We start from the raw sequence: 13,090 nt of genomic DNA, 5'->3' as shown, positions 1-13,090 counted from the left end.
TCCGGGTCGCCGCCGACCTCGTGCAACGCGCCGCCGGGGTCATCGCCGCCCGCCACCGCGGTGACCTCGCCGGCGCGGAGGCGCTGCTGGCCTCGTTCGACTCGGACCAGGCCCGCATGCTCGGCTTCTACCTGCTGGCCGACCTCGCCCTCGGTCTGGTCCGCGCGCAGACCGGTCAGTCCCTGGACGACCTGGTCCGGGAACTCACCCTGCTCGTGGCCGCCACACCGCCGCCCCCGCCCGGCTGAGGCATGCCCACTCCCATGACGGCTGAGGAGCGGCCTGCGAGCGAGGTCAGCCTGCTGTCGAGGCGGAAACCTGCCATAGGGCGCTGACCGGCATGGCGCGGAGTCTTTCGCCGAACGGCAGCGTGGACGATCCGGTATAGAGGACGATGCCGGCGAGGAAGTCGTCGCCGAGGCGGTCGGCGAGTCGGCGTAGTCCGCGGAAGTCGTCGGGTCCGACGGTGGTGGCTGCTTTGACTTCGATCCCGACCACCTGACCAGCTCGGTTCTCGAGCACCGCGTCGACTTCGTACCTGCTCTGGTCGCGGTAGTGGGCCAGGTCGACGGGCTGCTCGGACCAGGTGAGCTGCCGGGACAGCTCGGACAGGACGAAGGATTCGAGCAGCGGGCCGAACGGTGCTCCCGGCCGGAGCAGTGCCCGGGCGTCGGTCGCGGTCTCGTTGGCGGCGATGCCCGAGTCGACGAAGATCAGCTTTGGCGCGGCGGTGGCGCGGGTGCCGATGTTGCGGGACCAGCCGGGAATCCGTTTGATCAGGAAGATCTCTTCCAGCGCCTGGAGGTAGCGGGCGATCGTCGGCCGGCTCAGTCCGAGGGCGGATTCGAGGGAGTTGGCGGCGATGACGGTCGCGGACCTGGCCGCGAGGAGGCGTACCAGTTTGCGTAGCTCGCCCTTGTGCTGGATGTCGGACAGCTGCCGGACGTCGCGGTCGATGAGCGCCTGGACGTAGGCGTCGAGGAATCGTTGGCGGCGGCGTGGGTCGGTGCGGGTGGTGGCCTCGGGTAGGCCGCCGCGCACGATCCTGGCTGCGTAGTCGGCGCGGGTCACGTCCGACTCGTGTCGCAGGTCCGGGCCGAGCGTGAAGACGGCATCGATGAATCCGTCCAGTGCTCCGTCGAGTTCGCCTTGGGATAATGGCCAGAGCTCAACCGTTTCCATCCGGCCAGGCAGCGCGTCCGGCGCAGCCACCATTCCGAACAGCCGAGACGATCCGGTGAGCAGGTACCGGCCAGGACGGGGATCCTCGTCGACGGCGGCCTTGATGGCCAACAGGAGCTCCGGAGCGCGCTGGATCTCGTCGATGACCAAGAGCTCGGAGGAGTCCACGAATCCGACTGGATCGGCGATCGCCGCCGCCCGGTCCTGAGCCCGATCAAGATCGCGGCGCTCGGCGAGACGATCGCCGGCGACGATGCGGACCAGCGTGCTCTTGCCTGTCTGGCGTGCCCCGCTGATCAGGACGACGCGGGTGTCGGCCAGCGCGGCGTCGACCTGCGCGGCGGCCCGACGTGGAATCAGGTGCGGTGTCGGCACGACATCATGATAGCCAGTAAGATTTCGATCTGCGAGGGCCTTCGCATTCGATTTGCGGTAAGGATGCGTTCGAAATGCGGCGGTTCGGTGTTCGATTTGCGCGGCCGCTGGGGCGTTCTTGCAAGGTCTACCGCTACGTCACGTTGTTGCGGGTAATGGCGAGTTCGGGGAAGGTCTCCTCCCAGCGCTGGCGGAGTTGGGATGGCAGCCAGAGGGTGGGCCAGAGCCGTCGGAGGAGGTCGGCGTCGAGCCAGGTGTTCAGGTCCTCGACGATGCTGGCTTTGGTGAGCACCACCCTGTACATGCTGGTCAGCCGTGCGGGCCGGTCAAGGTCGTACTCGGCGTGCCCGGACCAGTCGAGATGACGCGGAAGCATCACCGTGCCTCCGGTCGGGCCGTGCAGTTTGGCAAGGGTTTCGGCCACCACGTAGGGCCGCCGGTCGCCGTAGGGTCGGTAGTCCGCCGGCGGCTGGGGTGACGTCCTGCGCCGGCTGAGGTTGGTCGCTCGTCTGGTCACACCCCAGAGCCGGCGGGACCAGCGATGGGGATCGCGATCGGATGCACTCATGTGCGGGTGAAGCCGAGTGCCCGGTATCCGGGCATGCGGCGTGGGAGTGAGGCGGCGAGGATGGGGGTGGCTGGGTCGTGGTAGTCGTGGACCTCGGCGAGGTCCTTGCCGGGCGCGGCGCGGATGACGCGGCCGGCGCATTGGACGAGTAGGCCGTCGTAGGAGATCGGGCCGGCGAGGAAGAGGGTGTCGAGGGCGGGGGCGTCGAAGCCTTCACCGATGAACGGTGTGGTGCCGATGACGAGCAGGCCGTCGCCGGCCTTGGCGCCGTCGAGCCGGTCAACAACGGTCCGTCGTTCACGGGTGCTCATCGCGCCTTGGAGCACGAGCGGTTGGTGTCCGCGTGCGGCGAGCAGGGCGGTGAGTGCCTCGACCTGGGCGACCCGTCGGGTCAGGACGAGACAGTTGCGGCCGCGCGCCAAGGCCGTGGCGACGTCATCGGCGATCCGAGCGTTGCGTGACTCATCGAGGGCGAGTCTTCGGTGCACCTCGGCGAGCGCGCCGGGGGCGTCCAGGTCGATGTCGCCGGGCTGGAAGGTGGTCTCGTGGATGTGCAGCGCTCGACGGGGTCCGGCGTCGGGGTGCATCGCTGCCGCGAGGGTGCCGTGTTCCTCGTCGGTCAGGGTGTGGCGGACGGGCCGAGTTGCCAGGTGACGAGTTGGCCGAGGCCGTCGCGTCGGGTGGGGGTGGCGGTGAGGCCGAGCCAGAACTGCGCGGCGATCCGTTTGACCGAGTGCTCGTAGGCTGCGGCGCCGAGGTGGTGGCATTCGTCGACGATGACGTGCCCGTACCCCTGGGTCAGGGTGGCGACGTCGTCGCGTCGAGCGAGGGAGGGCAGCAGTGCGATGTCCACCGTGCCGGCGAGCTTGCGTCGGCCGCCGCCGAGTTGACCGGGCTTGATGCCAAGGAACTGCTCGATGCGGGTGCGCCACTGGTCGGCGAGGGCTTTGCGGTCGACGAGGATCAGGGTGGAGGTGTTGCGTTCGGCGATCACGGCGCAGGCCATGACGGTCTTGCCGGAGCCCGGTGGGGCGACCAGGATCCCGTCGTCGTGGGCGAGAAGTGCGCCGACCGCGTCGGCCTGCTTGCCGGTGAGTTCGGCGGTGAACGCGGCGTCGATCTCGGCCCCGGGGTTCCGTGCGTCCGTGACGGCCAACCGTGACTCGGCGCGCTCGACAATGGTGGCGATGGTGTGCCGCAGGCCCCGCGGGAGGACAAGGCGGTCATCGAAGGTCAGGTCGTAGCCCTGGATGAAGCGTGGGGTGTCCCAGGTGGACTTGCGGAGCCGCTGCAGCTCGTAGAACTTCGGGTTCGCCATCGCGGTGGCGTGCTTGAACGTCGCCAGCGCGGCGGGCGTGAGCTGCTTCGCGTCGATGCTCAACCCGGCGCCTACCTCCGCATGGACCACCGCAGGGAGTGGAGGGTGGACCTGGGTCGCGGTAGACCGGCTCATCGTAGCGACGTCCGCGCCGGTGACGGGTTGCTTGGCCTGCCGGGCGATCTGTTCGGCGTCGCCGGGGCTGAGCCGGTCCAGCGTCGACAGGAACGCCCACTGGTCGGCGTGCGGCTCGAGCGTGCCGAGGTCGAGGAAGGTGGTCAGCCCGTCCTTGCGGCGGCGGCCCTGCAGCGGTGCGGCGATGAGGTTGCCGAAGCCACCCTCGGGCAGCACGTCCTGGTTGGGGAACAGCCGGTCGTACGAGCGCAGGTCCACCGACCCGCGCAGCACCATCGCCTCCCGCAGCAGGACCGTGCCCACGGCCCGCGCGGTGGCCGCAGCAACAGCGCCGGTGAAGAAAACCCACACATGGGCTCCGCGGCCCGACTGGGAGATCTCCAACGCGGCCGGCACCGCGCTGGCCCGTGCCGCCTTAACGTACGCGAGGGCATCGAGCATCGCCGTCGGACCGTCGAAGTCGGCCACGACGAAGTGACAGGTGTTGCCGGGCATCAGCGGGTACAGGCCCATGAACACGTCGCCGACCAGATGCGCCGCGACGACCTCCGTCGTGCGGGGCAGGTAGGTGGCACCCCGCCGGTCCATACCCTTACGCCAGCCACCGGCGACCGCGGGCATCCAACCGGCAGCGCCGGTACGGGCGTTGTCCCACCGCACGGCGTACACGTCGGCCCTGGCCCGGAACCGGTCGGCGAACAACGCCACCTTGTCCCGAGTCGGCGAAGCCATGGTGACCAGCCCTGGCGGCTCAACCGGCGCGGACAACTGCTCCGGTGCCGCAGACGTGTCCTGACCGCGTAACTCCAGCAGACGCGCCAGCCGGGCGTTCTCGGCCCGTAACCGCTCCACCTCCCGCCGAAGATCGACGAACTCGGCCACCGAACCCATGCCGACCATCCTCGCGCATCGGACTCCGAACAACCCGGCACCGGTCCGCTATCCTCCGCCAATGGCATCGAAGGCAAACGCCGCGCTGGAGGCGATGATCGAGGAAGCCACCGTCGACGCGTACAGCGACGACGAACAGCTCACCGGCCTGTTCACCATGATCGAAGAGCATCTGGCGGTGCCGTTCACCACCACCGTCCTCGGCGTCGAGGCCACCGTGCGCAAGATCGAGCTGACTGCGGACACTATCGTCGCGGTCTGCGCCCGAGACCGCCACCGGCAGAAGATCGACCTCCTCGACCTGCCGCTACCCACCCCAGCGCCCGTAGGCGCCGCGTGGATCGACGCCTACCGACACTGGGCCGGAAGGTAGGCCACGGTGAGCGAGTACCAGTACTACGAGTTCACCGCCGTCGACCGGCCCCTCACCGGCCGGGAACGGGCCGAGCTGCGGTCGCTGTCCACCCGGGCCGACATCACCGCCACCAGCTTCGTGAACACCTACGAGTGGGGCGACTTCAAGGGCGACCCGCGCACGCTGATGGAACGGTACTTCGACGCGCACCTGTACCTGGCGAACTGGGGCACCCGCCAGCTCATGCTGCGGCTACCGAAACACGTGCTCGACCCCGCCACCGTCGCCCGGTACTGCCAGGGTGACAGCGCGTCCGCCTGGACCGCCGGCACGCACGTCATCGTCGACCTGCACGACGAGGACGAGGACGGCGACGACGAGTGGGACCTCGACGGCCACGGCCTGCTCACCTCGATCATCCCGGTCCGGGCCGGCCTCGCCGCCGGTGACCTGCGCCTGCTCTACCTGGCCTGGCTGCGCTGCGTACAGTCCGCCGAGATCGCCGACGACGAGCCCGAACCGCCCGCCCCGGCCGGGCTGGGCAGCCTCGACGCGGCCCTCACCGCCGTCGCCGAGTTCCTGCGCATCGACCCCGACCTGATCGCGGCCGCGGCCACCGGGTCGACGCCGGCCGCCTCCGGTGAACCGACCGCCGCGCAACTCCGCACCTGGGTCGTCGGGCTGCCTGTACGGGACAAGGATTCCATCCTGGCCGACCTGATCACCGACGGCGACAGCCACCTGCGCAACCGACTGCTGCGCCGCTACCGCGACGCGCAGCCCACCGAAGCGTCCACCCCGACGACCGCCCGCACCGCCGGGGAACTACTCGCCACCGCCGCCGACCTGCGCGCCGAACGGGAACGCCTCGACGCCGAGCGGCGCGAACGCGACCGGGTTCGTTGAACCTGGCCCGAGCATGATCCGTTGAACTCTTTGGCGCGACACTGACGCGAGATCACCACACCCCAAGGAGCCACATGCTCAGCGACAAACAGCTTCTCGAACGCTTCGCCGACGAAATCATCGACAACCCGTGGAAGGTAAGCGTTGCTACCTTTCTTGCGAACAACCGCTCCGATTTAAGTGTAAATACATTCCAAAATTGGTATTCGGGTACGAGACGGCGTGGCGAACTTTTGGGCAGTCTCTCGACTGATCGTCAAAATGCAATCGCCGGTTGGGTGAACGATGATTATAAAGTTCGTGCTGTAATGGAGTATCTCGACCGCGGCCCCGGGTACCCCATCCAAACATTCGTAGAGGAAAAAGAAATCAACTACAACACCTTTTGGCAAATCCTAAAGGGGGGTAAGGGTGTTGTCGATCCCAACAGTACGTCGAAGGCGAAGGGTAACGGGGTTGATGTCTGGTACAGGTTGAACGAGGACTATCGGCGCCGGCTGGGTCGCGAGCCTGTAAATCGTAAGCCGAAGGGTTTAGTGGCGTCGCAGTCTCAGCACCCGCAGCCCTCGTCGTCTGCCCTGCCCTCCGGTCGATCAGGGTATACCCCCGCTGCAGCCGCCTTGTCATCAACTGCCGGTGCCAGCTCAAGCACCCCAGGCCGGCTCCAGACGACACCACCCTCTGAGAGGGTGGTTCGAAAGATTAGGTCCGTTTCGGGGCGAGAGTGAACATTCCGGGTTCGTCTTCGGTCAGGACCTGGTGGTTGACCATGCGTTTCAGCTTCGCGCGGGTGGCTTCGACGTGTTTCGGTGAGGGTTCGACGCCGAGTGCGAGGCAGATGCCCTTTGCCCGCATGCCGGTGGGCGCGGTGGTGAGGACGTGCAGGATCTGCTGGTAGGGGGCGCTGGCTATCGTCGGGTCCTCGGCTGTGAACTCGGTGGCGGCGAGGGTGCGCAGGGTGGTGCGGGTGGTTGCCAGGTCGGCCAGGTCGCTGTCGATGCGGGCGAGTTCTGCGGTGAGGGTGGTGATCTTCTCGCGGAGCTGGTCGGCGGCCTGGCGCGCGGTGGTTTCGCGTTCGGCGATCAGGTCGAGGATCGCGGGCAGGTTCACCGGTGCCGCCAGGTGGGTGTGCTGGTCCCGGTCAGCCGACGCATGATGTTCGCCGTGGATGCCCACAACGTTCGGGACACGGCCGATTCCGGTCGGCTCTCGTACTCGCGCACGAGACGGCGGTGGAGCATGAGCGTGCCGTGGGTCTGCTCCACGATCCACCGTTTGCGGATCGGCACGAAGCCGGGCCTGGTGTCGGCGCGTTTGACGACCTCGACATCGACACCCAGGACGGCGCCGTGCAGCGCGAAGTCCTGTTTGAACCCGGCGTCGACCCAGGCGCGGGTGACCGTCGGTGTGTGTTCGACGACCTTGTCGAGCAGATGGATGCCGATGGCGTTGTCGGTGGCCGACGCGGCGGTCACCACGACCGCGATGATCAGGCCCAACGTGTCCACGGCCAGGCCCCGCTTGCGGCCGGGTACCTTCTTCGCGGCGTCTTTGCCGGTCGTGGCGGCCGGGACGTGGTTCGCGGCCCGGATCGACTGGGTGTCCAGTACGACCGCGGTCGGGTCCTCGGCCCGGCCGGCCTTCTCCCGTGCCTGGCAGCGCAGGAGGTCGTGGATCGTCTGGTCGGTGCCGTCGTCACGCCACAGGGCGAAGTAGTAGTAGGTCGCCGACTTCGGGGGCAGGTCGTGCGGCAGGTACGCCCACTGACAGCCGGTCCGGTTCTGGTAGAGGATCGCGTTCACGATCTCCCGCAGGTCGTAGTCGCCCTGATGACCCGAGACCGAGACACGCCTGGCCTTCCACGCCCGCAGGAACGGCCCGATCAACGCCCACTGCTCGTCACTGACGTCACTGGGATACGGCTTTCGATCACCCATGACGGGCCTAACGCCGCGACCGCTCGACGGTCACGACCAGGATTCACCTTTCACAACATCGAGCGATCGCCATACGACGAAACCCGCTGAAAGATCGCCAACTGGACGCAAGCCATAGATCAAGTCGAACATCCTCAGACCGCCCTCTGAGACCTACGAGCAGTGGATCCACAGACAGGTGACGACGCCTACATCGCCCCGCTTCGTGTCGCCGGCCCTATCCCGCACCCCGCAGGCCTACCGGGAATGGATTCAGGCGAGCACGTCGCTTACCCATGCCCTGGAACCACCAGGCGTGGAATATAGGGAGAGGTATTCGGAATACCTGAGGCAACAGGCCGCTATGGCACAGACTTTGCGCCAGACGTCGCAGCCGACCCCATCATCTTCTTGGTTGCACCCAGTCCCACTTATGGCCGCTCCTTCGCTATCGGTCGCAGCCGCGACGACGAGCAGCCACATTCAAGTGGCACACCGACAGCAGCAGGCAGCCCCGAATCAGAATCCGCACTACGCGTACTCGATGTTTCCCCCTGCTGCAGATCTTGCGCCATCACAGCGACGGTGACGGAGATCCGGGAGCAAAAGGTCAGGTTTGTCCACTGTGGGTCGGCGTGATCTTCGCGGGTCGGGGGGTAAGGGATGTCTCGTAACTGGGTGAAGGCGTTGCCCTGGGCCGGGCCGGTGGTCAGCCGGTGAGGATGATGTTGTGGAGGTTGGCGATGCCGGAAGCGGCGTCGGTCAATGTGTGGCCGGCGCGGCGGTAGTCGCGCAGGATCTTGAAGTTCTTCATCCTGGCCAGGGCGTGTTCTACCCCTGCTCGAACGGTGCGGTGCTCGACGTTGAGGGCTTGTTTCCAGTCCGGCAGCGAGCTGCCGTCGGCGGGTTTGCGGTACGGCATGATCACCTTAGCTTGATCTTTAACCCTCTGAGGTCCTGCGGGGACCCCGAACGATCACGGAAGCAGCCCTTGGTTGATGATCTTCTTGTCTAGGGAAGAACATCAATAACCAAGGGCTGTTCTGGTGATCAGTGTGCATGACCGTGGTTCGGCTGATGCCGTTGGGGACCTGGACCGGTTCCGGCGGGAGTTCTACGACTGCTTGACCGCTCGGGCTGACGCGTTGTTCGACCTGACCGACGCGGTGTTGTGCGCCGACGGGCCGGTCCGGTCGCTGGTGGAGTTGTCGCTGGTGGGTGAGCACCGCCGGGGTCACGGGGCGTTGTATGACGCCCTCGCCTGCGGGAAGTTGGACATTGACCGGTTGCGCACCGCTCTCGCTGGGGTGCCGCTGCCCCGGGCAGCCGACGGCCGTCTCGTCCTGGCGGTGGACATCACCTGCTGGCTGCGGCCGGACGCGCACACCTCACCACAGCGGATCCTGTGTCACACCTACGGACGCGGCAAGGATCAGACCATCATGATCCCGGGCTGGCCGTATTCGATGGTCGTGGCCCTGGAGTCGGGCCGTAGTTCGTGGACCGCACCGTTGGACGCGGTGCGGCTGGCGCCTGGCGACGACGCGGCCACGGTCACCGCTGGGCAGCTGCGAGACATGGGGCGTCTGATCGCGGCCGGGCAGTGGCAGGCTGGGGACGCGGAGATCCTGGTCGTGGCCGACGCTGGCTACGACGCGCCCCGACTGGCGTTCCTCCTGCGTGACCTGCCCGTGCAGGTCCTCGCGCGAATGCGATCGGATCGGGTGCTGCGTCGGGCAGTGCCGCCTCGGCGGCCGGGAACGGTCGGCCGTCCGCCCCGCCACGGCGGCGAGTTCGTCTTCGGTGATCCCGCCACCTGGGGTGAGCCGGACGCGGCCACTGTCGCCGACACCCGTCTCTACGGCACGGCGTGGGCCCGCGCCTGGGACCGGTTGCACCCTCGGTTGACCCACCGATCCGCCTGGACCGCCGCGGCTAAAGTACTGCCGGTCATCGAGGGGACCGTCATCCGCCTGGAAGTCGACCACCTACCCAGCGGCGCTACACCGAAGCCGGTGTGGCTGTGGTGGTCCGGCGTCGACGCCACCTCGGATGACGTGAACCTGCTCTGGCAGACGTTCCTACGCCGCTTCGACATCGAACACACGTTCCGCCTGTTCAAACAGACCCTCGGCTGGACCTGCCCGAAGATCCGCACCCCGCAAGCCGCCGACCTATGGACCTGGCTGATCCTCGCCGCCTACACCCAGCTCCGTCTGGCCCGCGCCCTCGCCGCCGACCTGCGCCGCCCCTGGGAGCAACCCGCACCACCGCAGCGTCTGTCACCCGCCCGCGTCCGCCGAGGGTTTCGGCACCTCCGCGCGAAGGCGACCTGCCCGGCCGGTGCACCCAAACCCGCCCGGCCAGGCCCGGGGCGACCACCCGGCCGCCGCAACACCCACCCCACCCCGCGATACGACGTCCACATCGCGACCACCACGAACGCCAAAACATCGGCCACAAAGAAGACGAAGACTGTCAATCCCCGGCCACGCCGCACAGGTTAAAGATCAAGTTAGTACGGCAGCCGCCGTTTGAGATGTTGCTGGTGGGGGGCCGGGTGGACGAGGTGCGGCCACCGCGTGATCGTCTGTATGTTGTGGACAAACTTTCAGATCTGGCGGTGGCCGCGTGCCACAGCATAAACCCTGCCCAATGGCGGCAGGTCCTGACCGGGGTATGCGGCGCGTTCGCGGGACGGTTCGGGCGGGTCGAGCCGCGTCGGACGGCGGTGGCGTTCGTGTCGGGGCTGCTCTCGGATGTCGAGGTCAAGACGTGTTGGCAGTTGGCGGAGCAGGCTGGGCATGCTCGCCCGGATGCGATGCAGAAGTTGTTGTATCGGGCGGTGTGGGACGCCGATGCCGTCCGCGACGACCTGCGAAGGGTGATTGTCGAACGGTTCGGTGACCCGGACGCGGTCCTGGTCGTCGACGAGACCGGCGACCTGAAGAAGGGCGTGCATTCGGTCGGGGACCGGTACCGCCGGCAGGATCGAGAACGCGCAGGTCGGGGTGTTCTGCGGCTATGCCAGCCGGCACGGGCACACGCTGATCGACCGCAGGGTCTACCTACCGGTGTCCTGGACCGGTGACCAGGACCGTTGCCAGGCCGCCGGGGTCCCCGACACGGTCGTCTTTGCTACCAAGCCCGACTTGGCCGCCGACATGATCACCGCAGCTCTCGACGCCGGTGTCCCGGCCAGGTGGGCGGCCGCGGACGAGGCCTACGGCAACAGCAGCGTCTTCCGCGCCCACCTGCGCCACCACCAGTTGGGTTATGTCCTGGCCGTGTCCCGCAGCTGAGCTACCCCCGTTTTCATGGAGCTTCGTAATCATGGTCTGATGGCCATGGGGAGGAAGTTTCTGTGGCGGCACCGAAGAAGTACCCCGATGAGCTGCGTCAGCGCGCTGTGCGTTTGTACCGCGAGTCGGACCCGAAGCCCGTGATCCGGCGTCTGGCTGAGCAGTTGGGTGTGCATCACGAGGCGTTGCGGAACTGGATCCGGCAGGCCGAGGCCGACGCGGGCGAGCGCGACGATCGGCCCAGCAGCGACATGCTGGCCGAGAACCGCCGGCTGCTGAAGGAGAACGCGGAGCTGCGCCGGGCGAATGAGATTTTGAAGGCCGCGAGTGCGTATTTCGCGGCGGAGCTCGACCCGACCCGGCGACGGTCATGAGGTTCATCCATGAACATCGTGACCAGTTCGCGGTCGCGCTCCTGCTACGGGTCCTGAACATCGGCGCCTCGACGTACTACGCGTGGGTTAAGCAGGCCGAGCAGCCCTGCGACCGCGACGTGGTCGACCTGGGCCTGCTGTCGAACATCTACGAGATCTGGACGACGTCCGGGCATACCTATGGCGTGGACCGGGTCCACCGGCAGCTACGCCGTGATGGCATCCACGTCGGCCGCAAGCGCGTCGAGCGGCTGATGGCCGCCCAGGGTTGGCAGGGCGCGTTCCTGCGTCGAGGCTGGCGCGGCGGCTCCACCCGACAGGACCTACGGGCGACGCCGGCACCGGACCTGGTCAACCGGCAGTTCACCGCGACGGGGCCGAACCGGCTCTGGGTCGCCGACGCCACCCGCGTCCCCTGCGGTCAGGGCGTGTTCTGGCTCGCCGCGGTCCGCGACGTGTTCTCCCGCCGGATCGTGGGGTGGAAGACGTCTGAGCGCTGCGACACCGACCTGATCCTCGCCGCCCTCGAATATGGCATCTGGTCGCGCGATGTCCGCGATGGGCAACTGATCCACCACTCAGATCGCGGGTCCAACTACACGTCTTTCCGCTTCACGCAACGCTTACAGGACAACGGAATCCTGCCCTCGATGGGCTCCGTCGGCGACTCCTACGACAACGCGCTGATGGAGAACTTCTGGTCAACGCTGAAAATCGAACTCGTCTACCGCACAAGCTGGCGGACCCGCGACGAGGCCGAGAACGCGATCTTCGCCTACATCGACGGCTGGTATAACACCCGCCGCATCCAGAAAGAACTGGGCGACCTCAGCCCCGACGAGTACGAGACCACCTGGCACCACCAACAGACCAACCTGACCGAGCCAGATAGCGTCACCCCTGCACCGGCCGGCAGCAGGTAAACACCCCTCCATCAAAGCGGGGGAAGCTCAAAGCAGATCCACGCGTCGCGCTGCGCCGCTACCGTTTTCCCGCCGGCCACACCTCCCGCCGCCACGTCGCGACCGCCTCCTCGTCACGCTCGACGGGCCGGTGCGACGGAACCTGCACCGACCAGCCGATGCGATGCAGCAAATACGAGGTGCCGCGCAGCGTGTACCGGGTGCGGAACATCCGAGCGATCAGATCCGACACCCGCGCCAGGGTCCACCGCTGGTCCTCGCCGAACCCGTGCGCGGCCGGCCCCTCATCCAGGGCATCGGCCAGGCGCCGCAGCCGGCCGGCGTCCAGGCGGCAGCGGGAACCACTCGGCCCTTTCGACGCCAACCCGGCCTCACCTTCGGCACGCCACCGCTTCCGCCAGCCGTACACCGCTGTCTGCGACACCCGCAACCGCCGGGCGACCTCCGCAACCGGCACGTCCTGCGCGAACCACCCGGCCGCTTGCCGCCGCACCGCCTCACGCTTCACCCGCCCTCGCTCGGACAGCCCACCTCCGTCGGGATACCTCATCCCTCCGGCCTACGCCCCCGACCCGCGAAGATCACGCCGACACGCCGACCCACAGTGGACAAACCTGACCTTTCAAGATCTGTAAGCACGTCAACGCGCACAATTAGAGGGTCCCCGGCCGGGGGGGGACGATCAAAAAGGTAACGGGGCTACCTTCCCCTCTGAGTGCTGTTGCTGGGGCCGCCCCGCATATGGCCACCCCCCGATGGGAAGCCGGCCGGAGGTAAACCACGGCCCCGGGGTGCAGAGCTTTGCGCACCCGCTAACGCAGCGGATTGGGATACCGCCACGGAGG

The 13,090-nt window shown here is 67.5% G+C and carries 13 protein-coding genes and 3 pseudogenes; 8 read left to right on the top strand and 8 right to left on the bottom strand.

Annotated elements, in window-relative coordinates:
* The first annotated feature begins 20 nt into the window (after window positions 1–20).
* On the top strand, window positions 21–248 hold the full coding sequence (locus tag O7620_RS21895; protein ID WP_278124817.1) for a superoxide dismutase: 228 nt from the start codon (window positions 21–23) through the stop codon (window positions 246–248).
* A 46-nt stretch (window positions 249–294) separates the two neighbouring features.
* Here O7620_RS21895 and O7620_RS21890 read toward each other — a convergent pair whose 3' ends face one another.
* The 4 genes and pseudogenes from O7620_RS21890 to O7620_RS21875 form a co-directional block, all read right to left on the bottom strand.
* Window positions 295–1,557, bottom strand: coding sequence for an ATP-binding protein (locus O7620_RS21890; RefSeq protein ID WP_278124816.1), 1,263 nt, complete (start codon window positions 1,555–1,557; stop codon window positions 295–297).
* Between the two features lie 133 nt (window positions 1,558–1,690).
* Window positions 1,691–2,068: pseudogene (locus tag O7620_RS21885) on the bottom strand (hypothetical protein); the annotation flags it as partial.
* Between the two features lie 53 nt (window positions 2,069–2,121).
* Complete coding sequence (locus tag O7620_RS21880) at window positions 2,122–2,712, bottom strand: helicase-related protein (RefSeq protein ID WP_278124813.1); 591 nt, start codon at window positions 2,710–2,712, stop codon at window positions 2,122–2,124.
* Between the two features lie 32 nt (window positions 2,713–2,744).
* Window positions 2,745–4,469 carry a DEAD/DEAH box helicase family protein gene (locus tag O7620_RS21875; protein ID WP_278124811.1) on the bottom strand — a complete coding sequence of 575 codons (1,725 nt, stop codon included), beginning with the start codon at window positions 4,467–4,469 and terminating at the stop codon, window positions 2,745–2,747.
* A gap of 61 nt (window positions 4,470–4,530) precedes the next feature.
* On the opposite strand from O7620_RS21875, the gene O7620_RS21870 reads away from it, so the two are divergent.
* The 3 genes from O7620_RS21870 to O7620_RS21860 all read left to right on the top strand — a co-directional run bounded on the left by O7620_RS21870 (window position 4,531) and on the right by O7620_RS21860 (window position 6,458).
* Window positions 4,531–4,842, top strand: coding sequence for a hypothetical protein (locus O7620_RS21870; RefSeq protein WP_278124810.1), 312 nt, complete (start codon window positions 4,531–4,533; stop codon window positions 4,840–4,842).
* Window positions 4,843–4,848: 6 nt separating this feature from the next.
* The gene (locus O7620_RS21865; RefSeq protein WP_278124809.1) at window positions 4,849–5,730 is read left to right on the top strand and encodes a hypothetical protein; all 882 of its coding nucleotides are present in this window, start codon (window positions 4,849–4,851) and stop codon (window positions 5,728–5,730) included.
* Window positions 5,731–5,804: 74 nt separating this feature from the next.
* On the top strand, window positions 5,805–6,458 hold the full coding sequence (locus O7620_RS21860; RefSeq protein WP_278124807.1) for a hypothetical protein: 654 nt from the start codon (window positions 5,805–5,807) through the stop codon (window positions 6,456–6,458).
* On the opposite strand, the gene O7620_RS21855 is transcribed toward O7620_RS21860, so the two are convergent.
* The 3 genes and pseudogenes from O7620_RS21855 to O7620_RS21845 form a co-directional block, all read right to left on the bottom strand.
* Window positions 6,433–6,840 carry a hypothetical protein gene (locus O7620_RS21855; RefSeq protein WP_278122040.1) on the bottom strand — a complete coding sequence of 136 codons (408 nt, stop codon included), beginning with the start codon at window positions 6,838–6,840 and terminating at the stop codon, window positions 6,433–6,435. The genes O7620_RS21860 and O7620_RS21855 overlap by 26 nt on opposite strands.
* The gene (locus O7620_RS21850; RefSeq protein ID WP_278122041.1) at window positions 6,837–7,667 is read right to left on the bottom strand and encodes an IS5 family transposase; all 831 of its coding nucleotides are present in this window, start codon (window positions 7,665–7,667) and stop codon (window positions 6,837–6,839) included. Before O7620_RS21850 ends, O7620_RS21855 begins: the two co-directional genes overlap by 4 nt.
* A 688-nt stretch (window positions 7,668–8,355) precedes the next feature.
* Window positions 8,356–8,574: pseudogene (locus O7620_RS21845) on the bottom strand (IS5/IS1182 family transposase); the annotation flags it as partial.
* A gap of 118 nt (window positions 8,575–8,692) precedes the next feature.
* Here O7620_RS21845 and O7620_RS21840 point away from each other — a divergent pair.
* From O7620_RS21840 to O7620_RS21825, 4 genes and pseudogenes are all read left to right on the top strand, one after another.
* Entirely contained in the window at window positions 8,693–10,153 is a 1,461-nt protein-coding gene (locus O7620_RS21840; protein ID WP_278124805.1) for an NF041680 family putative transposase, read from the top strand.
* Window positions 10,154–10,377: 224 nt separating this feature from the next.
* Window positions 10,378–10,882 (top strand): annotated as a pseudogene (locus O7620_RS21835) (IS701 family transposase); the annotation flags it as partial.
* A 128-nt stretch (window positions 10,883–11,010) separates the two neighbouring features.
* Window positions 11,011–11,322 carry a transposase gene (locus O7620_RS21830; RefSeq protein WP_278124533.1) on the top strand — a complete coding sequence of 104 codons (312 nt, stop codon included), beginning with the start codon at window positions 11,011–11,013 and terminating at the stop codon, window positions 11,320–11,322.
* The gene (locus tag O7620_RS21825) at window positions 11,319–12,245 is read left to right on the top strand and encodes an IS3 family transposase (RefSeq protein ID WP_278124806.1); all 927 of its coding nucleotides are present in this window, start codon (window positions 11,319–11,321) and stop codon (window positions 12,243–12,245) included. The genes O7620_RS21830 and O7620_RS21825 overlap by 4 nt, the downstream gene beginning before the upstream one ends.
* Before the next feature lie 58 nt (window positions 12,246–12,303).
* Here the strand turns inward: O7620_RS21825 and O7620_RS21820 are convergent, their stop codons facing one another.
* On the bottom strand, window positions 12,304–12,795 hold the full coding sequence (locus O7620_RS21820) for a winged helix-turn-helix domain-containing protein (protein WP_278122880.1): 492 nt from the start codon (window positions 12,793–12,795) through the stop codon (window positions 12,304–12,306).
* Window positions 12,796–13,090: the final 295 nt, after the last annotated feature.

This window comes from Micromonospora sp. WMMD710 (assembly GCF_029626045.1).
Lineage (GTDB): Bacteria > Actinomycetota > Actinomycetes > Mycobacteriales > Micromonosporaceae > Micromonospora.
The sequence above is the reverse complement of the archived record's forward strand: the minus strand, read 5'-3'. Positions and strand labels throughout refer to the sequence as shown.